The organism is Bordetella sp. MIP270_01_BMS (genome assembly GCF_054958705.1).
Genome location: NZ_CM143297.1, coordinates 1,292,094 through 1,314,416, shown reverse-complemented (window position 1 = coordinate 1,314,416; position 22,323 = coordinate 1,292,094). Strand labels below are relative to the sequence as shown.

23 protein-coding genes are annotated in these 22,323 nt (G+C 65.4%); 17 read left to right on the top strand and 6 right to left on the bottom strand.

Annotated elements, in window-relative coordinates; all coding sequences use genetic code 11:
• Nucleotides 1-3: 3 nt before the first annotated feature.
• The 8 genes from cysT (at nt 4) to ACV17W_RS06020 (ending at nt 7,847) form a co-directional block, all read left to right on the top strand.
• Complete coding sequence (gene cysT, locus ACV17W_RS06055) at nt 4-885, top strand: sulfate ABC transporter permease subunit CysT (protein ID WP_462595524.1); 882 nt, start codon at nt 4-6, stop codon at nt 883-885.
• The gene (gene cysW, locus ACV17W_RS06050; protein ID WP_462595523.1) at nt 882-1,796 is read left to right on the top strand and encodes a sulfate ABC transporter permease subunit CysW; all 915 of its coding nucleotides are present in this window, start codon (nt 882-884) and stop codon (nt 1,794-1,796) included. Before cysT ends, cysW begins: the two co-directional genes overlap by 4 nt.
• 13 nt (nt 1,797-1,809) lie before the next feature.
• Entirely contained in the window at nt 1,810-2,874 is a 1,065-nt protein-coding gene (locus ACV17W_RS06045) for a sulfate/molybdate ABC transporter ATP-binding protein (RefSeq protein ID WP_462595522.1), read from the top strand.
• A complete protein-coding gene (locus ACV17W_RS06040; protein WP_462595521.1) occupies nt 2,871-3,623 on the top strand; it encodes a phosphoadenylyl-sulfate reductase in 753 nt (250 codons plus the stop codon). The genes ACV17W_RS06045 and ACV17W_RS06040 overlap by 4 nt, the downstream gene beginning before the upstream one ends.
• A 9-nt stretch (nt 3,624-3,632) precedes the next feature.
• Entirely contained in the window at nt 3,633-4,541 is a 909-nt protein-coding gene (gene cysD, locus ACV17W_RS06035; RefSeq protein ID WP_462595520.1) for a sulfate adenylyltransferase subunit CysD, read from the top strand.
• Nucleotides 4,542-4,567: 26 nt separating this feature from the next.
• The gene (locus ACV17W_RS06030; RefSeq protein ID WP_462595519.1) at nt 4,568-5,866 is read left to right on the top strand and encodes a sulfate adenylyltransferase subunit 1; all 1,299 of its coding nucleotides are present in this window, start codon (nt 4,568-4,570) and stop codon (nt 5,864-5,866) included.
• A gap of 193 nt (nt 5,867-6,059) precedes the next feature.
• Entirely contained in the window at nt 6,060-7,337 is a 1,278-nt protein-coding gene (locus ACV17W_RS06025; RefSeq protein ID WP_462595518.1) for a PA0069 family radical SAM protein, read from the top strand.
• Between the two features lie 12 nt (nt 7,338-7,349).
• Entirely contained in the window at nt 7,350-7,847 is a 498-nt protein-coding gene (locus ACV17W_RS06020) for a hypothetical protein (protein ID WP_462595517.1), read from the top strand.
• A gap of 147 nt (nt 7,848-7,994) precedes the next feature.
• Here ACV17W_RS06020 and ACV17W_RS06015 read toward each other — a convergent pair whose 3' ends face one another.
• Entirely contained in the window at nt 7,995-8,867 is an 873-nt protein-coding gene (locus ACV17W_RS06015) for an EamA family transporter (protein ID WP_462595516.1), read from the bottom strand.
• Between the two features lie 357 nt (nt 8,868-9,224).
• Between ACV17W_RS06015 and rplS the strand changes: the two genes are divergently transcribed.
• Nucleotides 9,225-9,605, top strand: coding sequence for a 50S ribosomal protein L19 (gene rplS, locus ACV17W_RS06010; protein ID WP_462595515.1), 381 nt, complete (start codon nt 9,225-9,227; stop codon nt 9,603-9,605).
• Nucleotides 9,606-9,749: 144 nt separating this feature from the next.
• Nucleotides 9,750-10,442 carry a CoA pyrophosphatase gene (locus ACV17W_RS06005; RefSeq protein WP_462595514.1) on the top strand — a complete coding sequence of 231 codons (693 nt, stop codon included), beginning with the start codon at nt 9,750-9,752 and terminating at the stop codon, nt 10,440-10,442.
• 16 nt (nt 10,443-10,458) lie between these two features.
• On the opposite strand, the gene rsgA is transcribed toward ACV17W_RS06005, so the two are convergent.
• Nucleotides 10,459-11,367, bottom strand: coding sequence for a ribosome small subunit-dependent GTPase A (rsgA, locus tag ACV17W_RS06000; RefSeq protein ID WP_462595513.1), 909 nt, complete (start codon nt 11,365-11,367; stop codon nt 10,459-10,461).
• On the bottom strand, nt 11,364-12,623 hold the full coding sequence (locus tag ACV17W_RS05995; RefSeq protein ID WP_462595512.1) for a M48 family metallopeptidase: 1,260 nt from the start codon (nt 12,621-12,623) through the stop codon (nt 11,364-11,366). The genes rsgA and ACV17W_RS05995 overlap by 4 nt, the downstream gene beginning before the upstream one ends.
• Before the next feature lie 48 nt (nt 12,624-12,671).
• Between ACV17W_RS05995 and orn the strand changes: the two genes are divergently transcribed.
• Together orn and ACV17W_RS05985 are read left to right on the top strand one after the other, a co-directional pair.
• On the top strand, nt 12,672-13,217 hold the full coding sequence (orn, locus tag ACV17W_RS05990) for an oligoribonuclease (protein WP_462595511.1): 546 nt from the start codon (nt 12,672-12,674) through the stop codon (nt 13,215-13,217).
• Nucleotides 13,218-13,253: 36 nt separating this feature from the next.
• The gene (locus ACV17W_RS05985; RefSeq protein ID WP_462595510.1) at nt 13,254-13,958 is read left to right on the top strand and encodes an NAD(P)H-hydrate epimerase; all 705 of its coding nucleotides are present in this window, start codon (nt 13,254-13,256) and stop codon (nt 13,956-13,958) included.
• Nucleotides 13,959-14,127: 169 nt separating this feature from the next.
• Here the strand turns inward: ACV17W_RS05985 and ACV17W_RS05980 are convergent, their stop codons facing one another.
• From ACV17W_RS05980 to paaX, 3 genes are all read right to left on the bottom strand, one after another.
• Nucleotides 14,128-14,787 carry a biliverdin-producing heme oxygenase gene (locus ACV17W_RS05980; protein WP_462595509.1) on the bottom strand — a complete coding sequence of 220 codons (660 nt, stop codon included), beginning with the start codon at nt 14,785-14,787 and terminating at the stop codon, nt 14,128-14,130.
• Nucleotides 14,788-14,795: 8 nt separating this feature from the next.
• Nucleotides 14,796-17,105: an ATP-binding protein gene (locus ACV17W_RS05975; RefSeq protein WP_462595508.1), complete on the bottom strand. Its 2,310-nt coding sequence runs from the start codon at nt 17,103-17,105 to the stop codon at nt 14,796-14,798.
• 192 nt (nt 17,106-17,297) lie between these two features.
• The gene (paaX, locus tag ACV17W_RS05970; RefSeq protein WP_462596483.1) at nt 17,298-18,266 is read right to left on the bottom strand and encodes a phenylacetic acid degradation operon negative regulatory protein PaaX; all 969 of its coding nucleotides are present in this window, start codon (nt 18,264-18,266) and stop codon (nt 17,298-17,300) included.
• A 166-nt stretch (nt 18,267-18,432) separates the two neighbouring features.
• On the opposite strand from paaX, the gene paaA reads away from it, so the two are divergent.
• The 5 genes from paaA to paaE all read left to right on the top strand — a co-directional run bounded on the left by paaA (nt 18,433) and on the right by paaE (nt 22,289).
• Complete coding sequence (gene paaA, locus ACV17W_RS05965) at nt 18,433-19,422, top strand: 1,2-phenylacetyl-CoA epoxidase subunit PaaA (protein WP_462595507.1); 990 nt, start codon at nt 18,433-18,435, stop codon at nt 19,420-19,422.
• 192 nt (nt 19,423-19,614) lie between these two features.
• A complete protein-coding gene (gene paaB, locus ACV17W_RS05960; protein WP_462595506.1) occupies nt 19,615-19,899 on the top strand; it encodes a 1,2-phenylacetyl-CoA epoxidase subunit PaaB in 285 nt (94 codons plus the stop codon).
• A gap of 9 nt (nt 19,900-19,908) precedes the next feature.
• Nucleotides 19,909-20,673, top strand: a complete 765-nt coding sequence (paaC, locus tag ACV17W_RS05955) for a 1,2-phenylacetyl-CoA epoxidase subunit PaaC (RefSeq protein ID WP_462595505.1) — start codon at nt 19,909-19,911, stop codon at nt 20,671-20,673.
• 38 nt (nt 20,674-20,711) lie between these two features.
• Nucleotides 20,712-21,182 (top strand): 1,2-phenylacetyl-CoA epoxidase subunit PaaD, encoded by a 471-nt coding sequence (gene paaD / locus ACV17W_RS05950; protein WP_462596482.1) that lies wholly within the window; start codon nt 20,712-20,714, stop codon nt 21,180-21,182.
• Between the two features lie 18 nt (nt 21,183-21,200).
• Nucleotides 21,201-22,289, top strand: a complete 1,089-nt coding sequence (paaE, locus tag ACV17W_RS05945) for a 1,2-phenylacetyl-CoA epoxidase subunit PaaE (protein WP_462595504.1) — start codon at nt 21,201-21,203, stop codon at nt 22,287-22,289.
• Nucleotides 22,290-22,323: the final 34 nt, after the last annotated feature.

The window sequence follows — 22,323 nt, the reverse complement described above, 5'->3', positions numbered from 1 at the left end:
AATATGAGCACAGGCACCTACGCGGCGGGGGCAGCCGCCCCCGTCATCGCCCACCGCAGACGGCCCGGAGTCCTGCCGGGCTTCGGTCTTTCCATGGGTTATGCCGTCCTGTATCTGAGCCTGCTGGTGTTGATACCGCTGGCGTCATTGCCGCTCAAGAGCGCCGGCCTGGGGTGGGAAGGATTCTGGAATACGGTCACCGCGCCGCGTGTCGTCGCCTCGTATCGACTGACCTTCGGCGCCGCGCTGATCGCCGCATTGGTGAACCTGGTGTTCGGCATGCTGGTGGCCTGGGTGCTGGTCCGGTACCGGTTCCCGGGGAAAAAGATCATCGACGCATTGGTCGACCTGCCTTTCGCGCTGCCGACGGCAGTGGCCGGCATCGCCCTGACCGCGCTCTATGCCAGGAACGGCTGGCTGGGCGGACCGCTGGAATCGTGGTTCGGCCTGAAGGTGGCGTTCACGCCTCTGGGTATTGTGGTTGCCTTGATTTTCATCGGCATTCCGTTCGTGGTGCGCACGGTACAGCCCGTGCTGGAAGACATTGAACGTGAGATCGAAGAGGCAGCTTCCAGCCTGGGTGCGAACCGTTGGCAAGTGATGCGCCGGGTATTGCTGCCCACGATCATGCCGGCGCTGCTCACGGGCTTTGCGCTCGCGTTCGCACGAGCGGTGGGGGAATACGGATCGGTGGTGTTCATTGCCGGGAATCGTCCCATGGTGTCCGAAATCACGCCGCTGCTCATCATCGCCAAACTCGAGCAATTCGACTATGCCGGGGCGGCGGCCATCGCGACGGTCATGCTGGTAATTTCGTTTGCGTTGCTGCTGCTGATCAACCTGCTGCAGAGCTGGCAGGCGCGTCGAGGAGGCCGGCTGGCATGAACGACCGATCGCCGACGGGCGCCGCCGTGCGCCCTGATCACCTGACCGAACCTCGCTGGGTTCGCGGCATCTTGCTGGCGCTGGCCCTGGGATTCCTGGGTCTGTTCTTGCTGGCGCCGCTGGTGGCCGTGTTCGCGGAGGCCTTCAAGAAGGGGTGGCAGCTGTACCTGGCCGCCATCACCGAACCCGACGCGTGGAGCGCCATCAAGCTGACGATCGCGGTGGCGGCCGTGGCATTGCCGTTGAACCTGGTGTTCGGCGTCGCCGCGGCGTGGGCCATCACAAAGTTCCAGTTCCGGGGCAAGCAGTTCCTCATCACGCTGATAGACCTGCCGTTCTCGGTGTCTCCGGTGGTGGCTGGTCTGGTGTTCGTGCTGCTGTTCGGTTCGCAAGGGTGGATGGGCGAGTGGCTGCAGGCGCACGACGTGAAAATTGTGTATGCCGTGCCCGGCGTGGTGATCGCGACCTTGTTCGTGACTTTCCCGTTCATCGCCCGCGAATTGATACCGCTGATGCAGGCCCAGGGCAGCGAAGAAGAGCAGGCCGCGCTCACGCTGGGGGCGAGCGGCTGGCAGATCTTCTGGAGGGTCACCCTGCCCAATATCAAGTGGGGCCTGCTGTATGGCGCGATCCTGTGCAATGCACGCGCGATGGGCGAGTTTGGCGCCGTGTCGGTTGTGTCGGGTCATGTGCGCGGGCTGACCAACACCATGACCCTGCACGTGGAAATTCTCTACAACGAATATCAGTTTTCCGCGGCGTTCGCCGTGGCGTCGCTGCTGGCCCTGCTGGCGCTGGTGACGCTGCTGGTCAAGAACCTGGTGGAGTGGCGCGACGCGGGACCACACGGCGCGGATGCACCCGCCGGGAACGTGATGGCGCCCACGCTCGCGCGTGCGGCGGCCGCATGAAGGAGTGTTCTGCATGAGTATCGAGGTCAGGAACCTGTCACGCCGCTTCGGCGATTTCCACGCACTCGACGACGTGTCGCTGCATATTGATACCGGCGAACTCGTCGCGCTGTTGGGCCCCTCGGGTTGCGGGAAGACGACCTTGCTGCGCATCATCGCCGGCCTGGAAACGGCAGACAGCGGCAGCGTGTGGTTTGGCGGCGCCGATGCAACGGGCGTGGATGTCAGGCATCGGCAGGTCGGGTTCGTGTTCCAGCACTACGCCTTGTTCAAGCATCTGACTGTGTTCGAGAACGTGGCCTTCGGGCTGCGCGTTCGGCCCCGCGCTACGCGGCCATCCGAGTCGCAGATCCGCGCCAAGGTCCACGAATTGCTGAACCTGGTGCAGCTCGACTGGCTGGGCGACCGTTATCCGTCGCAACTGTCGGGCGGCCAGCGGCAACGGATTGCGCTGGCGCGCGCACTCGCGGTGGAGCCTCGGGTGCTGCTGCTGGACGAGCCTTTCGGCGCGCTTGATGCGAAGGTGCGCAAGGAACTGCGCCGCTGGCTGCGCCGCCTGCACGATGAGCTGCACGTCGCCAGCGTATTTGTCACGCACGACCAGGAGGAAGCGCTGGAAGTGGCAGATCGGGTGGTCTTGATGAATGCAGGCCGTATCGAGCAGGTGGGCACGCCGCGCGAAGTGTGGGAATCCCCCGCGACTCCGTTCGTGTACGGCTTTCTGGGCGACGTCAACCAGCTGAGCGGCCATGCCAGCCACGGCGTCTGGCATGCGCATGGGGTCGAGTTGCCGGCTCCCGACCTGGCGCAGCCGGAGCCGCGGCAGGCGGTGGCGTATGTGCGGCCGCATGAAATCGACCTCGCGCGCGACAACGGCATCGGGCAGGGCATTCCGGTCCGGCTGAGCCACGCCTACCTGGCCGGCTCCAGCGCCTATCTCGAACTCGAGCGCCAGGATATGCAGTCCATCATCGAGGCGCAGGTTCCCGAGCGCCTGTACCGTGAACTGAACCTTAGAGAAGGCGAGAGCCTGCTGGCGCGTCCGCGCCATGCGCGCGTCTTTGCCGTCCAACCATGACGACTGCCATGATCAAGCTGAATTCTGCATTGCAAGCGCGCTGGTCTGACTTGCTGGCCCGCCTGGCCGACATTGCGCGCCAGTATCCCGACGCGGCGCTGGCGTCTTCGCTGGGTGCCGAGGACATGCTGTTGACCCATGCCATCTACGACGGAGCCATCGGCCTGGAAGTCTTTGCGCTCGATACCGGCCGCCTGCACGCCGAGACCTTGGCCATGCTGGATATCGTGCAAGCGCGGTACGGCCGCGCCATCATCGTGTATCGGCCCGACGCCTGCGCGGTGCATGCGCATGTGCAGGCGCATGGCGCGTACGCGTTCTATGAAAGCGTGGATCTGCGCAAGGCATGCTGTCAGATCCGCAAGGTAGAGCCTTTGCAACGGGCCCTGGCCGGCCGCAGCGCATGGATTACCGGGCAGCGGCGCGGGCAGGCTGCCACCCGGGGCGAATTGCCGGAAGCCGAGCGGGATGCGGTGTTCGGCCTGCACAAGTTCAACCCGCTGGCGGCCTGGAGCGAGGACGAAGTATGGCAGGTCATACGGTCGCTGGGCATTCCCTATAACGCCCTGCATGACAAGGGTTATCCGTCCATCGGTTGTGAGCCATGCACGCGCGCGATCCGTCCGGGAGAGGATGTGCGCGCGGGGCGCTGGTGGTGGGAATCCTCCGACTCCAAGGAATGCGGCCTGCATGCGGGCAATCGTGTGATCGCCGTCGCTGCAGCGCCAGCGCGAACGGCTTCTGTGTAAAGGAACAACATGTCAGCAGTGATGAATCGCAGCCATCTCGATTGGTTGGAATCCGAAGCCATCTACATTTTGCGCGAGGTGGCGGCCGAATGCAGTAAGCCGGTACTGCTTTTTTCGGGCGGGAAGGATTCCGTGGTGCTGCTGAGATTGGCAGAGAAGGCGTTCAGGCCTGGCCGGTTTCCCTTCCCGCTCATGCATATTGATACCGGCCACAACTATGAAGAGGTGATCGCGTTCCGCGACCAGCGCGCCGCCGAGTTGGGCGAGACGCTGATCGTGCGCAGCGTCGAGGATTCGATACGGCGCGGCAGCGTCGTGCTGCGTCGCGAGAGCGATTCGCGCAACGCGGCGCAGGCCGTCACGCTGCTCGAAGCGATCGAGGAACTGGGCTTTGACGCCTGCATCGGGGGCGCCCGCCGCGACGAAGAAAAGGCGCGCGCCAAAGAGCGCATTTTTTCGTTTCGCGACGAGTTCGGGCAATGGGACCCGAAGGCCCAGCGCCCGGAACTATGGAATCTGTTCAACACGCGTGTGCACAAGGGCGAGAACATGCGGGTGTTTCCGATTTCCAACTGGACGGAACTGGATGTATGGCAGTACATCCAGCGCGAGCGGCTCGGATTGCCGTCGATCTATTACAGCCACCAGCGCGACGTCGTGCGCCGCAACGGGCTGCTGGTGCCCGTGACCGCGCTGACTCCGCCGCGCGATGGCGAGAAAGTCGAGCGCCTGGCAGTGCGGTTCCGCACTGTGGGCGATATTTCCTGCACCTGCCCGGTGGCCTCGGACGCGGCCGATGCCGCGGCCATCATTGCCGAAACCGCCGTGACGGATATCACCGAGCGCGGCGCCACCCGCATGGACGACCAGACTTCCGAGGCCTCGATGGAGCGCCGCAAGAAGGAAGGTTATTTCTGAACTGATTGAGTACCGGACCTCTTCCAATGAACGCAGTGAACGACTCTTTTCTTTCGGGCGCCGAGAACGGCGTGCTGCGCCTGATCACGGCCGGCTCGGTCGATGACGGCAAGTCGACCCTGATCGGTCGCCTGCTTTACGACAGCAAGGGCGTTTTCGCCGACCAGCTGGAGGCCATCGCCCGCGCCAAGTACAAGCGGGTGGCTGGCGATGGCATCGACTTCGCCCTGCTGACCGACGGCCTGGAGGCCGAACGCGAGCAGGGCATCACCATCGACGTGGCCTACCGGTACTTTTCAACCCCGTTGCGCAAGTTCATCGTCGCCGATGCGCCGGGGCATGAACAGTACACGCGCAATATGGTTACCGGCGCCTCGACCGCCGACGCGGCCATCATCCTGATCGATGCCACCCGCGCGGCCGATGGCCAGCTGCTGCCGCAGACCAAACGGCACAGCACCATCGCGCGCCTGCTGGGCATTCAGCACATCGTGGTGGCGGTCAACAAGATGGACCTGGTAGGTTGGGACCGCGCCGTGTTCGAGCGCATCCGCGAAGCCTACGCGGAACTCGCACGGCGCCTGGATATCGGCCGGTTCCATGTGCTGCCCTTGTCGGCCCTGCAAGGCGACAATGTGGTTCATGCCTCGGTGCGCACCCCGTGGTACGAGGGCCCGCCGCTGCTGCGCCTGCTCGAACAGCTCGAGCAGGCGAGTGCCGATCTCGAACGGCCGCTGCGCTTTCCGGTGCAATGGGTGGCGCGGCACGGTGGCGACCGCGCCGATGATTTCCGTGGCTATGCGGGCCGCGTGGCCAGCGGCGTACTGCGGCCCGGCGATGAGATCGTGGTCCAGCCCTCGGGCGTGGCCGCGCGCGTGCAGGCAGTCTGGGCTTTCGATCGCGAGGTCGACGCCGCCCTGGCGGGAGATTCGGTAACCGTGGTGCTCGACCGGGACGTCGACGTGTCGCGTGGCGACGTGCTCGCCCATGCCGCCACCGCGGCACGCGTCAGCCGTGCGTTCGAGGCGGAACTGTGCTGGCTGGATGCGCAGGCCTTGAACCCCGCGCGGCGGTATCTGCTCAAGCATGGAACGCGCCTGACGTCCGCGAAGGTCCGCGAGGTGCTGACGCAACGCGACATCCACGAGCTGCAGGAAGTGACCAATGCGAGCGGCACGTTGGCCATGAACGAAATCGGGCGCGTCACGTTGGTGACGCGTGAACCTTTGGCGATAGACAGTTATGCCGGCGCCCCCGCGACGGGCGCTTTCATCCTGATCGACGAGGCGACGCACCAGACGGCTGCCGCGGGCATGTTGCGCTAGCCGCAAGACCGGCGGCGTCCGGGCCGGCGCTGTTGTTTTTCGGCTAAACCCAACGTTCATGCGGGTTTGCGAGCGATTTCCGGGTGGTGGAATGAATTGTCCAGACGGGCGGCGCGTCTTGCGGTAAAGTGGGGCGTCGCTTTTTCAGGGCATGGGGCTTGCCGAAAGTACTGGTTTTTTGTACAGTACTTTCATGGAACGCGCCAAACACGTTTTTTCCGCCGGTTCTGGGTCCCCGGCTGCCGCCCCCGCCGCCTTGCGCGGCCGGGGAGCGGTTACTAACGTGGCGCACCGCTTCCAGCAGACCGACCGCGCGCCCGCCGACGATGGCTGGGCTTCCAGTCAGCTGCCGGCCGACGCCCTCGGCAACACCGATTGGCCCGGCTCCGCCGAAGCCGGCGCCTGCGCCCCAGTCTCGCCGTCCCGGCACATTCCCATCACGGCCGAGGCCTCCCTGAAAACCTCGGTGCAGGCCGAACAGGCCCGCAAGCTGCTGTCGCGCAACGATTCTCCCGACATCCCGTTCGACGTGGCGGTCAACCCCTATCGCGGGTGCGAACATGGCTGCGTGTACTGCTACGCGCGGCCCACCCATGCGTATCTGGGTTATTCACCGGGCCTCGATTTCGAAACCCGTCTCGTGGCCAAGTCCAATGCGGTCGACGTGCTGCGCGCCGAACTGGCGCGCCCGGGCTACCGGGTGTCGCCCATCAACATCGGCTCCGCAACCGATGTGTACCAGCCTATCGAACGCGAGTGGCAGCTGACCCGCGGCGTGCTCGAACTCATGCTGCAAACGGGCCATCCGGCCACGCTGGTCACGAAGAATGCCCTCGTCGAACGCGATATCGACCTCTTGCAGGCCCTGGCCGAACGCCGCCTGGTCACGGTGTATGTCAGCATCACCACCCTCGACGCCGACATGGCGCGCACGCTTGAGCCTCGGGCCTCCGCTCCCTGGCGGCGCATCCAGGCGGTCCGCACGCTGGCCAATGCGGGCGTGCCGGTTGGCGTGCTGGTGGCGCCCATCATTCCCTTCATCAACGACGAGTCGCTGGAACACATCCTGCAGGATGCCCGCCAGGCGGGCGCCTGCTATGCCAGCTATACCGTGGTGCGCCTGCCGTGGGAAGTCAGGGCCGTATTCGAGGAATGGCTGCACACGCATTATCCCGATCGCGCCCAGCGCGTGTTGCACCGCATAGAAGACCTGCGCAATGGTCGGCGCAACGACCCGAATTTCGGCAGTCGCATGCGCGGCACGGGCCTGTGGGCCGATCTTCTGCGCCAGCGCTTCAATCTGGCGGTGCGCAAGCTGGGGCTGAACACCACGCGGCCGCAGTTGGCTACCCATTTGTTTCAGGCGCCCCGCGCGCCGTCGCCCGCACATGGGGCGGGCACTTCCCACAAGAACCATCGGCAGGGTGGCGCTCAGCCGGGCCTGTCCATGCCGCAGCTAACGCTATTCTGACCGGAGCACCTCATGACCACCGCCACGCTAGACACCGATTCCGTCGCGACCCTGTCACCTTCGCGGCTGGGCGCATGGATGCCGCGCATGTTCGCCCAAGCCGCCGGGGGCGTGCTGCGGCAGCCGGCCAGGTGGCCGTTCTCATCAGGCTTGTCGCGCGAGCGCCGCCCGGCTGCCTTGCCGCCTTCGCCGGCTGCCTTGCCGCCTTCGCCGGCTGCGGCGCGCCCCGACGCCGTGGGCGCGCCGCAGCCGTCGGGTGCGGTGCATGAGGCGCCGGTTTGCCGCCCCGTCCAGTCCGACGCCGGTGTCAGTCAGGCCGGTGGCCTGGGGCGCAGCGCATCCAGCGAAGCTTCCCTGCATGCCGCACACGGCCAGTCGCTAGGCTCGGTCGCCCATGCATCGCGGCAAGGCGTCACTGTGCGCCAGATGGTTACCGACGTACTGCTCGTCGCCATGTGGGGCGCCCTGATTCCCGGGCTGATGTGGTTGGGAGCTGCCGCCGGTTTCTGATGCCGGCGTGGTGAATCCCGACCGGCTCGCGGCACGGCGGGGCGGTCCATCGGCAAACGGCGTGCAGCGCACCTGCCGGGAAAACGGCGCCGCGGCGATTGGGTTGGGGCGGCATCGGCCTCGGGCCACGCACGCCGCAGCATTCGGCTAGCTCGATCCCAGCAGAACGACGCCCGCCAGAATCGCGGCACAGCCCGCCAACCTTCCAGGGCCTACCTTTTCGCGCAACAGCAGCATACCGGCCAGTGTGCCGAGCATCATCGACATCTCGCGCGCGGGTGCGACCAGGCTCAACGGCGCGCCGTTGCGCAGGGCGTACAGCACCAATATGTAGCCCAGGGGCGACAGTACTCCTACCGCCAGTGCCAGATGCCAGTGGCCGCGCATGGCTCGCCAGTTCTCGGCCCGGCGCCGGAATATATGGGGGCCTATCATCACCGTGCGCGTCACACAGGTGAACCAGTCAAACAATACCGGCATGATGAGCAGCACCTTTACGCCGTAGGCGTCCACGACGGTGTACGCCGCGATAAAAAGACCGATGAGCACGCCCCATCGCACGCCCACCCAGGCCTGCGGCTGGCGGAACAGGGTCAGGCGTCCCTGCGTGGCGATCAGCAGCACGCCGCCTACCACGCACAACATTCCTGCGATACCTGTGGCGGACGCCGGCTCGCCCAGCAGCAGGAAGGCGCCGGTTGTCGACAACAGCGGGCCGGTGCCCCGCGCAATGGGGTAGACCACCGACAGGTCGGCAACCTGGTAGCCCCGTTGCAAACAAAGGCTGTAACCGAGGTGCAGCGCGCTCGAGGCGAGTATGCAGAGCACGACGGGCCAGGTCCAGGCCATGCCTTCGTGCACCAAGATCCATATCACCCAGGGCGCGTACACCAGTACAGCGCACAGGCCATAAGCGAAGACGAATACGGGCCCCACCATGGCGGCCCGCTTGGCCAGCAGATTCCAGGTGGCGTGCGCCATCGCCGCCAGGATGACCAACAGTAGGGAAGAATAGGACATGAGGCGCTGCGGCGGCCGGCGGCCGGACAATGACAGGTTTGTGACAGCGGGACAACGGCAGCCATCAAGCGTACTCCCATTCGCCGCCGGGCGCTCGCGCCCCTGATGCAGGCCGGCGCCCGGGGGGCGGGGCGGGCGCAGTGGTAGCCGGGATGGCGCCGTGGGCCGGTACCGCCGCGCGGACGGCGGCTTGGGCGCTCGGCCTTCGCCGTTAACCCTATGAAATTGCCGGGATTTTGATGTAGAATGCTGGGTTTACCAAACCTCATCCTCTACTTTGCGTACAGCAAAAGTGCCGGCCTCAACCCCAGCCCGCTGCGTACAAACACCGCAAAGCACGATGGTCTCGGAGTTCACATGAACCTCATCGCTATCCTGGAACAGGAAGAAATCAAGCGCCTTACCGGCGACAAGACCATGCCCGAATTCGCCCCTGGCGATACCGTGGTGGTCAGCGTCAATGTCGTGGAAGGCACCCGCAAGCGCGTGCAGGCGTACGAAGGCGTCGTCATTGCCAAGCGCAATCGCGGCCTGAATTCGTCTTTCATCGTGCGCAAGATCTCGTCGGGCGAAGCCGTCGAGCGTACGTTCCAACTGTATTCCCCGCAAATCGCCGGCATCGAAGTCAAGCGCCGTGGCGATGTGCGTCGCGCCAAGCTGTACTACCTGCGCAACCGCTCGGGCAAGTCGGCACGCATCAAGGAAAAGCTGATCATCAAGCAGCCCAAGTCGGCTTGATGACGCTGGCGCGGAACCGGCATTGCCGGGCCATTCCGCGCTAGTCAGCAATCCGGGTTAAAAAGGCACCTGCACAGGTGCCTTTTTTTATTGTACGCAGCAGGTATGCCAGACCCTACGACCCGCCCCCGCCGGCCTCCGGCCATGCTCTCGTTCGACCCCGCCGCGCAGGACTGGCAACCCGCCAACGCCAATCTTGCTGCGGTGCCGCCCGACTTGCTGGATCCCGAGTTGCTGCGCGTCGCGCTGACCCGCCCGGGGCCCTGGCCGCAAGATCCCCTCGGATCGGCCGAGCATCGTCACCCAGGCCGCGAAGGCGCGCCCGTGCTTGCCGCCGTGCTGATACCGATGGTTGCGCGCGCCAGCGGCGTGAGCGTCATGCTGACGCAGCGCACGGCGCATCTGTACGATCACGCCGGGCAGATCAGCTTTCCGGGGGGGCGCCTGGAAAGCAGTGATGCCTCGCCCGTGGCGGCGGCGCTGCGCGAAGCTGAAGAAGAAACGGGATTGTCTAACGACTTCGTCGACATATTGGGCAGCATGCCCCACTACCTGACGGCCACCGGCTTCTCGATCACGCCGGTGCTGTCGCTGGTGCGGCCGGGTTTCACCCTGGCGCCCGACGAATTCGAAGTCGCCGAGGTGTTCGAAGTGCCTCTGTCCTTCTTGATGGATCCGGCCAATCACCGCCTGTACCGCGCGCCTCTGCCCGATGGCCGGGAACGGCAGTATTACGCCATGCCCTGGAACGGCCATTTCATCTGGGGCGCCACGGCCGGCATGCTGCGCAACCTGTATCACCTGGTGCGCCAACGCGTGCTGCCGGGCCAGGCCTGAGCGGGGAGCGAGGTCGTCAGTAGCGCTGCTGAGCGGCTTCGCTTTCTTCAAGAATGCGGCGATACAACGCGTAGCGGCCGGTGTCGATCGTGCCGTGCTGTAACGCTGCCACCACACCGCACCCCGGTTCGTGGCGGTGCGTGCAGTTGTAGAAACGGCAATGTTCGATGTGCGGTGTGAACTCTGGAAAGCCGCGCAGGATGTCGGCGCCCGACAGGTGCTGCAGGCCGAAGGCCTGGAACCCGGGCGAATCGATCAGGTCGCCGCCGGGTGCGGGTAGATGATACAGGCGCGTGCTTGTGGTGGTGTGGCGCCCCATGTCGAGCGCCGTCGAGTGTTCGCGCGTCGCCGCGGCCGCGTCGGGCGCCAGAGAATTGAGCAGCGTGGATTTGCCCATGCCGCTCTGCCCCAGCAGCAGGGTGGTGCGGCCGGCCAGCCGGGGTGCCAGCAGCGCACGCACGGCTTCATGGTCGTGCGCGCTGAGCTCGATGACGGGCACGCCCAGGGCCTGTACGGACGCCAGGCGGGCCCGAGCCTCGGCCAGGCCCGCCTGCAGATCGATCTTGTTCAGGATGACGATGGGTTCGATGCCGGCGCTCCAGGCGCCAGCCAGGGCCCGGCCGGCGAGATCGTCGGAAAACGTGGGCTCTACGGCCACCACGATCAGCAGTTGATCGACGTTGGCGGCGAACTGTTTAGAGCGCGTTTCGTCGGACCTGAATAGCAGATTGGTGCGGGGCAGGATGGCATCGATGGCGCCTTCATCGCGGCCCTGAGGCGCAACCCGGACGCGGTCGCCCACGGCAGCGCCCGCCTTTTTGCCGCGAGGAAAGCAGTGGCGCAGCGAGCCATCATCGAACTCAACCACGTAATGGCGGCCATGAGCCGCGATGATGCGGCCCTCCAGGCCGGCGGCGGAGCTCATGTGGCCTGCATCAGATGGCGGATGCGCACGGCGGCGGGAGGATGGCTGTCGTAGAAGGCGGAGTGCACAGGATCCGGGGTCAGGGTGGCGGCGTTGTCATCGTACAGTTTGACGAGCGCCGACACCAGCCTGTTGGCCGAGCTTTGCGTGGCGGCGTAGCGGTCGGCCTCGAATTCGTCGCGACGCGAGTACCAGCTGGCAACCGGAGTCAGCATGAACGTGAAGACCGGTATCACCAGGAAGAACAGCAGCAGCGCCATGGCATCGTTGCGTCCGGAGAGGCGGGGCAGGACGCCCAGACCTTCGTAGAACCAGGGCTGCTGCGACAGCCATCCCAGCAGGGCGAAGAACAGCAGTGCCGCCGCAAAGCTGAGCACGATGCGTTTGATGATATGCCGCTTGGCGAAATGGCCCAGCTCGTGGGCGAGCACGGCCTCGATTTCATCGCCGTTCAGGCGCGCCAGCAGGGTGTCGAAGAACACGATGCGGCGCGATCGGCCGAAGCCGGTGAAATACGCATTGCCGTGAGCCGAGCGGCGCGATCCGTCCATGACGAACAGGCCGTTGAGCGCGAATCCGCAGCGTTGCGCCAGCTGCTTGATGCGGCTGGCCAATTCCGGGTCGGATAGCGGCGTGAATTTGTTGAACAAGGGCGCAATGAAGCTGGGATAGATGAACAGCAGCAGCAGATTGAAGGCCGTCCAGAGGCCCCAGGCCCATACCCACCACCATGTGCCCGCTTCGGCCATGAGCCACAGAATGGCGGCGGCCAACGGCGCGCCCAATACCAATGCCACCACGATGCCCTTGAACAGGTCGGCGGCGAACAGCCCGGGCGTCATGCGATTGAAGCCGAACTTTGCCTCGAGGCGGAATTGCCGCCACAGCGTGAACGGAAGCCCCAGCAGGCCCAGCAGCAGCGCCACGGTGCCCAGCAGCAGCAGTTGCCGCAGCAGGTCGTGCGAAGTGACTTGCGCCACCAGCAGATCGATGGCCTGCAGGCCGCCAAGCAGCGTCAGCGCGACCAGCAGGAAGGCGTCGTACACGCGTTCGAGCATGCCAAGCCGCACGCGCGCGACGGTGTAGTCGGCCGCCCGCTGGTGGCTGGCCAGCCCGATACGCGGTGCGAATTCGGGCGGGACCTGGTCGCGGTGGCGCGCCACATGGCGGATCTGGCGCGTGGAAAGCCACAAACGCACGCCGATATCGGCGAGCAGGAAGGCTACGAAAAGCAGGGTCAGATAGGTAAGCGGCACGGGTGGGTGAGGCGTATGAGAAAATGCAGTGTTTTAAAGGCAAATTATATGGCTGCGAACGAAAACCGCCTGGTCTGGCTCGATATGGAAATGACGGGGCTGGACCCCACCAAAGAACGCATCATCGAAGTGGCGGTGGTCGTCACCGAGCCCGACCTGACCGTCGTGGCCGAAGGCCCGGTGCTGGTCGTGCACCAACCGGAAAGCCTGCTCGACGCCATGGACAACTGGAACAAGTCGACCCACGGCAAGAGCGGGCTTATCGAAAAGGTGCGCGCATCCACCCTGACCGAGCCCGAGGCCGAGCAGATCCTGCTGGACTTCCTGGCGCCACTTGTGCCGGCAGGCAAGTCGCCATTGTGCGGCAACACCATCAGCCAGGATCGCCGGTTCATGTACGCCTACATGCCGAACCTGGAACGTTTTTTCCATTACCGCAACCTCGACGTCAGCACACTGAAAGAACTGGCGCGCCGCTGGGCGCCCTCGGTGTACAAGGGATTCGAAAAGCACAGCCGGCATGAAGCGCTGGCCGATATTTACGAGTCCATCGAAGAAATGAAGTATTACCGCGAGCACTTCCTCAAAGTGTAGACGCCGCGTGCGCGGCACCCCGCAATAGAGACACGAATGCGTGCCTGGCCGGTATCCCTGATTCGCCGCGCCGAAGAGCAGGCGCGGGCGCAGGGCCGAGCCCTGATGCCGCTGGCCGGCGAGGCGGCGGCACGCTTCATTGCGGCCCGTTACGCGACCGACCGCTCCGTGCTGGTCCTGGCGGGCCCGGGAAACAACGGCGGCGATGCTCTGGTGGCCGCCACCGCGCTGCGGGCACGGGGGCATGCGGTGCAGGTGGTCATGCCCGGCAGCACGGACCAGTTGCCGCCGGGTCGCCGGCCGCCGGGTCGCCGGCCGCCGGATCGCCGGCCGCCAGATCGCCGGCCGCCAGATGCGGCGCAAGCCTATGCCGCCTGGCGCGAACGAGGCGGCATCGAGCAGACTTCGCTGCCGCGGCGGCCCCGGTTCGATGTGCTGATCGATGGCTTGTTCGGCATAGGCCTGAATCGGCCGCTGGAGGCGGGCTGGCAGGCCATGGTGGATACGGTCAACGCCTGGGATTGCCCGAAACTGGCGCTGGACGTGCCCAGCGGCGTGGATGCCGACACCGGTCAGGCGCTGGGCCGCCCGGTGCAGGCGCGCTGGACGCTATGCTTCATCGGCGTTCCCCGTGGCCTGCTCGTCGCCGGCCCCGGTCGCGATGCCGCTGGCGAGGTGTACCTGGAAACCCTGGGGGTGCGTTGCGATGTTGAGCCGGACCGCGATCATCTTCCTGAATAGCTGAACAGCTGAAGGGCCCGGGCCGTCGCCGCACCGGGCCGCCGGACCGCGGCTGTCTGCGTTCCAGGACGCCGGTCGGCGGGCCGCCTGCCGCCGGATCGCCTGCCGCCGGATCGCCTGCCGCAGGTTCGCCTGCCGCAGGATCGCCTGCCGCCGAGCGCCCGGGCCGTCATGCGCTCGTGAGATGTTCCTGGAAGAGCCCGAACATGGTTTTTGCGCCCACGACCGCGCTCCGGCGCGCATCCGGATCCTGATCGAACTCGCCCAGCAGCCGCAGCACGGCCTGCCACTTGTCACGCGTGCCGGCGCCGTACCCGGAAAAGTATCGGAGTCCGGACGTGGGGGTCAGGCCGAATCGCTGGCCGAATTGCTTGGCCAGCACCGCGCCGCCCAGCATGGAACCCTCGATAACGTACACGGCGCCCACCAAAGCAGGCCGGGTGGAGTACTGGGTTTCCAGGCGTCGGTGCAACCGGGGCGACGCCTGCGCTTCGCCGTCGAACCCCAGGGCCTGCAGGTCGCTGGAGAGCCACGCGGCCTTCAAGCGATCGCGCCGGTAGAAGTCGGCCAGGGGCGAGAGGGCCGCTGCTCGCGTCAGCAGGAATTGTTCAAATGCTGCGTGGAACGACAGGTATCGTTTCAGCAGGCAAACGTAGTCGTGTCGCCCGAAATCGGCACGCTGCAGATTCATGCGGGCCTCGATGTCGTCGTGCTCGGCCCGGGTCGCCTCGCGAATGTGTTCGCGCAACGTGGCCGGCGGCGAGGGGGTGGGTGCAAGGACAGCCGGGTGGGCCGCCAGGCCGTGGGTATCAGTGCGTGAGACGGCCATCGCCGGCCTCACGATGCAATGGGGCGCGTGGGTGCGCCGGACACCTGCGCGGCCTGGACCGTAGGCAGGGTGAACAAGACCGTGCTGCCCGCGCCCGGCTCGCTTGCCGCCCAGATTCTTCCGTGGTGCCGCTGGATAATGCCTCGGCAGATCCAGAGTCCCAGACCCGTGCCATGCTGCCGCGCTTCTTCGGCCTGCCAGAAGCGTTCGAAAATGCTTTCGAGGTTCTCGGCCGGGATTCCCGTCCCGGTGTCGGAAACCATGAAAACCACGTCGTCTCCCTGGGCCTCGCAGGCGACCGTGACACGGCCGCCGTGCGGTGTGAATTTCACGGCATTGCTCACCAGGTTATTCAGCACCTGCAAAATGCGGATACGTTCGCAGGCCACCTCGGCAACGTCGAGCGGCTCTGCGGCAACCAGCGAGATCGCTTTCTCGGCGGCGAGCGATTGACCGGTCTCGACGGCCTCGCGCGCGATCGATGCCGCAGCTTCGGGCTTGAGGTCGAGCGCCAGCGTCCCGGCCTCGATTTTCGCCACATCGAGAATATTGGTGACCAGTTCGTTCATCATGCGCATGGCGCGCATGCCGCGATCGACCATCTGCTGCAGGGCCGGGTTATTGCGGGTGTGGAAGCGCTTGATGAACTCATAGCTCATGGCAATGACCATCAGAGGCGTTCTCAGGTCGTGCGAGACCATCATCACCACTTCATCTTTTTCGCGGCTGAGACGTTCCGCCCGCAGACGCGCTTCTTGTTCCTTGCGATATTCCTGCTTGAGCGCCAGGGCAACAATATCGTGGCGCAGGGCGGCGACAGCGGCGGTCTCGACCGGCTTCCAGGCCGAGGCCTCGCCCGTGACCACCTCTTTCCAGGATTCGAAAGAGACGCGCGGGTGCACGGTGAGGATGTCTCCCGAGGTGCGCACGGGCTTGGAAGGGGCTCCCGCCCAGGTCACGGTGGTGCTCTGCTCGGGACGAAACCACAGCACGTAGTCGCGTCCGGACCGGCTGAGCGACATGGCCAGCAGGCCGCTGGCGATGTCTCCGTGCGGCGCGGCTTCCGGAAAACAGGATGACAGGCGGCTGGTCTCGAAGACCGTCTGCACTGGAAAAGACTGTGCGAGCCAGTTCACCAGGCTGTCCAGCATCTTTACGGGAGGCGTGGGCCCCGCGCAGGTCCAGGTGTTGCCATAGCACACGGCGACCGACCCATCGACGCCCGCGGTCATGCGCCGCAACTCAGGCGCATGGCGGGCCAGACCTGCGGCCAGGTCGGGCTCGGCCTCGAGCAGGTCCATGACTTGCACCCGCGCTTGCGCGAGTGCTTCACGGTAATGCCTGTCCTGGAGTTCTTCCTGTATGCGCAGTTGCGATGACACGATCCGCCCGATCATCTCGACGGCGATCCGCTGGTCGGCATTGACCATGAGCGGTGTCGGATGATGACAGGCGATCAGGCCCCACAGTTCGCCGTCGTCGATCAAGGACACCGTGAGGGTCGCCTGCACGCCCATGTTGCGCAGGTACTCCAGGTGAATGGGCGACACGCTGCGCAGCAGGCTCTTGCCGAGATCGAGAGGATGCGACGAGCCCGGTTTCTGCGTGTCTGGCACGACGCGCGACGGCGTGTAGTCGACGTCGGGAATCATGCGCAGCCAATTCTGCAGGAACACGGCACGTGCTTGCGGTGGAATGTCCGAAGCCGGGAAATGATGCCCCAGGTACGCGGCCATGTGCTCACTGCGCGATTCGGCCACTACGACGCCGTGCCAGTCCTTGTCGAAGCGATAAACCATGACCCGATCAAAGCCGGTGGCGTTGCGCACCTGCTGCGCGGTACGGTCGCAGAGGTCTTGCAGGCCGCTGGCGCCCTGCAGCGCCCGCACCGCCTCGCGGATCGTGGTGTGGAAACGGTTGGACAAGGAAAACGACAGCGCAGGGGGAGCCGGTTCAAGCTCCAAATACAGCGTTCCAAGGTGGCAGTGCGCCCGAAGCTCCCATTCATTGGCCGTGTCGGCGACAGGCAGACGCAACGCGACGCGCAGTGTCTGCTCTTGCATCAGATCCGATTCGACGAGCTGCCTGACGCAATCGGGATCTTCGGTGGACAGCAGCTGCGGAAACGGGATGCCGATGAGGTCGGAAGCCGGCCGCTGCCAGACCGACGCGGCATTCTCGCTGATATTCTGGATGCGCAGGTCTTCTGTGCCCACGGTGAGCAATATTCCGAAGGGCTGGATGGTGCCTGGGATGTGAATGGGCTCCTTGCCGCACTGCAGTAATTGTTCGGATAGTGCGGCGGGATCAGGAACCATGTGTAAGCCCAGGGGGTGGATAGTGGCGTGGCGGGCACGGCGCCTGCGCGTTCGCCCGCGCCAGGCAGCCTGCCGTTCTTGCCCTGTGTGGGTCGGAGGCCGCGCGGCGGCACCGGGCAGCATGCCGGCTCCGTCCCCGTCTACGCTGGGGGCAGGCGGCCGGTTGCAAGACGATTTGCCAGATTAACGCACTTATCCGGCCGTGGCTAATATCGCGCCGGGCGCCGCGCTGGCCGGGCGGCCTCCGAAACGCGTGTAGACGTCGGAAGAAAGGGCGGTGTAACGCTCGTTGTCGCGGCCCGCGACGGCATCCAGATGCTCTTCGGACGCCGCGAACAACTTCCAGTAGAGGCGGCCGCACAGCTGCCGGGCCGCGTGTCCGGGCCACTGGTCGGGCAGCATCGGTACCGGCAACTGGGGGTCGTGCAGCACGATGCGGCGCCACGTGTGCAGCAGCAGCATGCGGGCCGCGAAGGCGTCGGCGGGTTCTGGCGGGCCGTCCAGCAGTTTTTCCAGCGGCCCGAATTGGCGCGAGAAGTGGCGGTACTGGGCTGCCAGCTCGTCGAGGCTCCAGCAGTGGGGCGCCAGGCTGGCGATCGGCAGTCCGCCCGCGCCGGCGAGGTCGCGCCCGGACAGCACCAGCGCTTTGTCCGGAATGCCCAGCTTCTGAAGCACATCGTGCGCGGTGCGTGCATCGGCCTGCGGGTGCGCAAACAGGCCCGGCGCAATCATGCCGAAACCTTCCCACGCCAGTTCGCGGCGCAGTTCGGTACGCTCCGCAAGCCCGTTGTTGCCCAGGCGCGGCAGGGCGACCAGGGTCCATTCGCCATTCCAGTCCGCCGCGGGGCCGACGTAGATGCGTTGGGAGGCGTGCGCGGTATGGCGCAGGCCCTGCTCGGACAGGCGATACAGGCTGCGGCGGCCGTGCCTCTCGGCCTGCAGCCAACCCTGCGCCACCAGGCGGAACACGCTGGTACGCAGCAGGCGTTCGTTGATGCCCAGCGGCTCGAGCAGCTCGATGATGCCCCCCAGCCAGATGGCGCCGCCATGGCAGGCCAGCGCGTCGCCCAGCAGACTGACGCACAGCGACTTGGCGCGGGGCGGGTCGTCTTTGAGCAGGCGTGCGATATACCGCCCGACAGGAGAGGGGGAGTCGGCCATCATTAGGGGGGTCGTCTGATGATGATCAACATGATACACATATCCGATGTGATACAAAAATAGGTTTGACAATTAAATTTGTGTATTAAATAATCGTCTCATGCTTGGCCAGGCTCATGGCCGGCGTGCGCCAGCTTCACCGGCGCCGACCGCACAGGAGACGATCATGTACGCTCAACTTGTTGAAACCGGTGTCACCCGGGTTCGCAGCCGCGACCAGCTCTCTGGCCCGGAACAAGAATTCCAGCGCCGAATCGACGAAGGCGTGCGCATCGAACCGCAGGACTGGATGCCCGATGCTTACCGCAAGACGCTGATTCGGCAGATCTCGCAGCACGCGCATTCCGAAATCGTGGGCATGCTGCCCGAAGGCAACTGGATCACCCGCGCCCCATCGCTCAAGCGCAAGGCCATTCTTCTGGCCAAGGTGCAGGACGAAGCGGGCCATGGCCTGTACCTGTACAGCGCCGCCGAGACCCTGGGCGTGTCCCGCGACGAGCTGGTCGACGACCTGCACGCCGGCCGCGCCAAGTACTCCAGCATCTTCAATTACCCCACGCTGACATGGGCCGACATCGGCATGATCGGCTGGCTGGTCGACGGTTCGGCGATCATTAACCAGATCCCCCTGTGCCGCTGCTCATACGGTCCGTATGCGCGCGCGATGGTGCGGGTGTGCAAGGAAGAGTCATTTCACCAGCGGCAGGGGTACGACCTGCTCATCCAGATGTGCCTGCACGGCACGCCGGAACAGAAAGCGATGTGTCAGGACGCCCTGAACCGATGGTGGTGGCCGGCGCTGATGATGTTCGGCCCATCCGACGCTGAATCGCCCAACAGCGCGCAGTCGATGGCCTGGAAAATCAAGCTGTTTTCGAACGACGAATTACGCCAGAAGATGGTCGACCAGACGGTGCCACAGGCCGAGTATCTGGGCCTGACGGTGCCCGATCCCGACTTGAAATGGAATGCCGAGCGCGGGCATTACGACTTCGGCGAGATCGACTGGAACGAGTTTTACGCGGTGATCAAGGGCCACGGCCCCTGCAATCGCGAACGCCTGGCCGCGCGCAAGCAGGCGCACGAAGCGGGCGCTTGGGTGCGCGAAGGGATGGCGGCCTATGCCGAGAAGCAGGCGCGCCGCAAGGCGGCCTGACAGGCGGCCCTCGTGCGGCAGTCCCGCGCCCGGGCTCAGGGGTCGGCGCTGGCCGACCGCATGCATGTGTGGGCGTGGGTGGTGCCGCGGGTCCGTGACCGGCATGCCGGGAATATATGCAGCCGCCGCGCGGCCTGGCCGCGCAGCATGGGTTTCCGGGCCGCTGGCTGGCCCGATCAGAAGGATAGGAACATGAACAAAGAATGGCCGCTGTGGGAAGTATTCATCCGCAGCCAGCACGGACTGGCGCACAAACACGTGGGCAGCCTGCACGCCCCGGACGCCGAGATGGCCATCAATCATGCCCGCGACGTCTACACGCGGCGCAATGAAGGGCTCAGCATCTGGGTCGTGCGCGCCGCAGACATCGTGGCCAGCAGTCCGGCCGATAAAGAGCCTCTGTTCGATCCGGCCAACAACAAGGTGTACCGGCATCCCACGTTCTTTCCCATGCCCGACGAAATCAAGCACATGTAGGCGCCGGATATGGACAAGCCTTTTTTTGAGTACCTGTTGCGCCTGGGCGATTCGACGCTGGTGTTGTCGCAACGCCTGTCGGAATGGTGCGGGCATGGTCCCGCGCTCGAGGAAGACCTGGCGCTGACCAACACCGCCCTGGACTTGCTGGGCCAGGCCCGCATGTGGCTGACGCTCGCCGGGGAGGTCGAAGGTGCCGGACGCGACGAGGACGCGCTGGCATATCTGCGTCACGCGCACGAATTCCGCAATGCCACGCTGGTCGAGCGGCCCAACGGACACTACGGCGACACGCTGGCCCGGCAGTTCCTGTTCGATGTGTGGCACTACTTCGTGCTGCAGCGCCTCGTGCAGTCGAAAGACGAGCGCGTGGCCGCCATCGCCGCGAAGTCGCTGAAGGAAGTCACCTACCACGTGCGCCGCTCGTCGGATCTCGTGGTGCGCCTGGGCGATGGCACGCAGGAAAGCCATCAGCGCATGCAGCAAGCCCTGGAAGCCGCGTGGCGCCACACCGGCGAATTGTTCCAGGACGACGAGATCGACCGCGAGCTGACCGAGCGGGGAATAGGCTGTGAGCTGGCCGCGCTGCGCGAACCGTGGCTGGCCCATGTACGCGAAGTGCTGGACGAGGCCACGCTGGCCATGCCCGATCCGGCAGAAGCGAATCACCCCGCGTTGCAAGGTGGCCGCCAGGGCCGGCACACCGAGGCCCTCAGCTATCTGCTGGCCGAGATGCAGTCGCTGCCGCGCGCCTATCCGGGAGCCGTGTGGTGAGCGCCGGTGCGCATGCCATTGCCACGCCGCGCCAGGTGATGGCCTGGCTCGAAAGTGTGCCCGATCCCGAAATCCCGGTGCTGTCGGTGGTAGACCTCGGCGTGGTGCGCGAGGTGGCCTGGGACGGCGCGACCTGCGTGGTCACCATTACCCCCACATATTCCGGGTGCCCCGCCATGCGCGAGATCACCCATGACATCGAGCGTACGCTGGCAGAGAACGGCGTCGGGTCCGTTCGAGTCGAGACGCGGCTTGCGCCGGCCTGGACCACCGACTGGATGAGCGAACGGGGTCGCCAGGCGCTCAAGGGCTACGGCATTGCCGCGCCGGCCGAGCGCGCCATCGATGTGTCCGGCATCAGCCGGCGCATGCCTGAACCGGCGGTGGCCTGTCCGCATTGCGGCTCTTCCCGGACCCGCCTGCTCAGCCATTTCGGTTCGACCTCGTGCAAGGCGCTGTACCAGTGCTCTGCCTGCCGCGAGCCGTTCGACTATTTCAAGACACACTGAGCAGGGCAGCATTACGCCATGAGCCAGACGACGTTCCATGCTTTGAAAGTTGCATCCGTGGCGCGCAATACCCGCGACGCGGTGGTGGTCACCTTCGATCTCCCCCCGGACCTGCGGCCCCGATTCGCTTTTCGCCCGGGGCAGTATCTGACCTTGCGCACCGAACTCAACGGGGAAGAGCTGCGCCGCTCGTATTCCATCTGCTCGGCCCCGGGCGACGGCGTCCTGCGCGTGGCCATCAAGAAGGTCGACGAGGGCGTATTTTCCAGCTGGGCCAACCACGAACTTCAAGTGGGGCAGACCCTCGAGGTCATGCCGCCGGCCGGCAGTTTCACGGTGGACTTCGCGCCGGACCAGCGACGCCACTACGTGGCCTTTGCCGTGGGCAGCGGCATCACTCCTGTCTTTTCGCTGGTGAAGACGGCCCTGTCCACCGAGCCACACAGCCGCTTCACCCTGTTCTTCGGCAACCGGGCATCGTCCTCGGTACTGTTCCGGGAAGAGATTGAAGACCTGAAGAACCTGTACATGGAGCGGTTCTCCCTGGTCTACATCATGAGCCGCGAAAGCCAGGACATCGACCTGTTCAATGGAAGGCTCGATGGCGACAAAGTCGATGAACTGCTATCGGCCTGGATGCGCGCCGACGACATCGATTACGCCTTTGTGTGCGGACCGCAAACCATGACCGAAAGCGTGGTGCAACGGCTGCAGGCCCGCGGCGTTGCGCCGTCGCGCATCAAGTTCGAGCTGTTCGGCGCACCTCGCGGCCCGCGCGCCCTTCGTACCGGGCGCGACGCGCCCGCCGCGCCGGGCAAGGGCCAGTGCGAGGTGACCGTGGTCCAGGATGGCCATCGCCGCAGCTTTTTCATCGACAAGAACAAAGACAGCGTGCTGGACTCGGCGCTCGCGCAGGGCATTGAACTGCCCTATTCGTGCAAGGGCGGCGTTTGCTCGACCTGCCGCTGCAAGGTCGTCGAAGGCGAGGTCGACATGGACGCCAATTTTGCGCTTGAAGATTATGAAGTGGCGCGCGGTTTCGTGCTCAGCTGCCAGAGCTTTCCCGTGACAGACCGGCTGGTGCTGGACTTCGACCAGGAAACCTGAACTGCGTCCGGCGCGCCCGATTTCCCATAACATT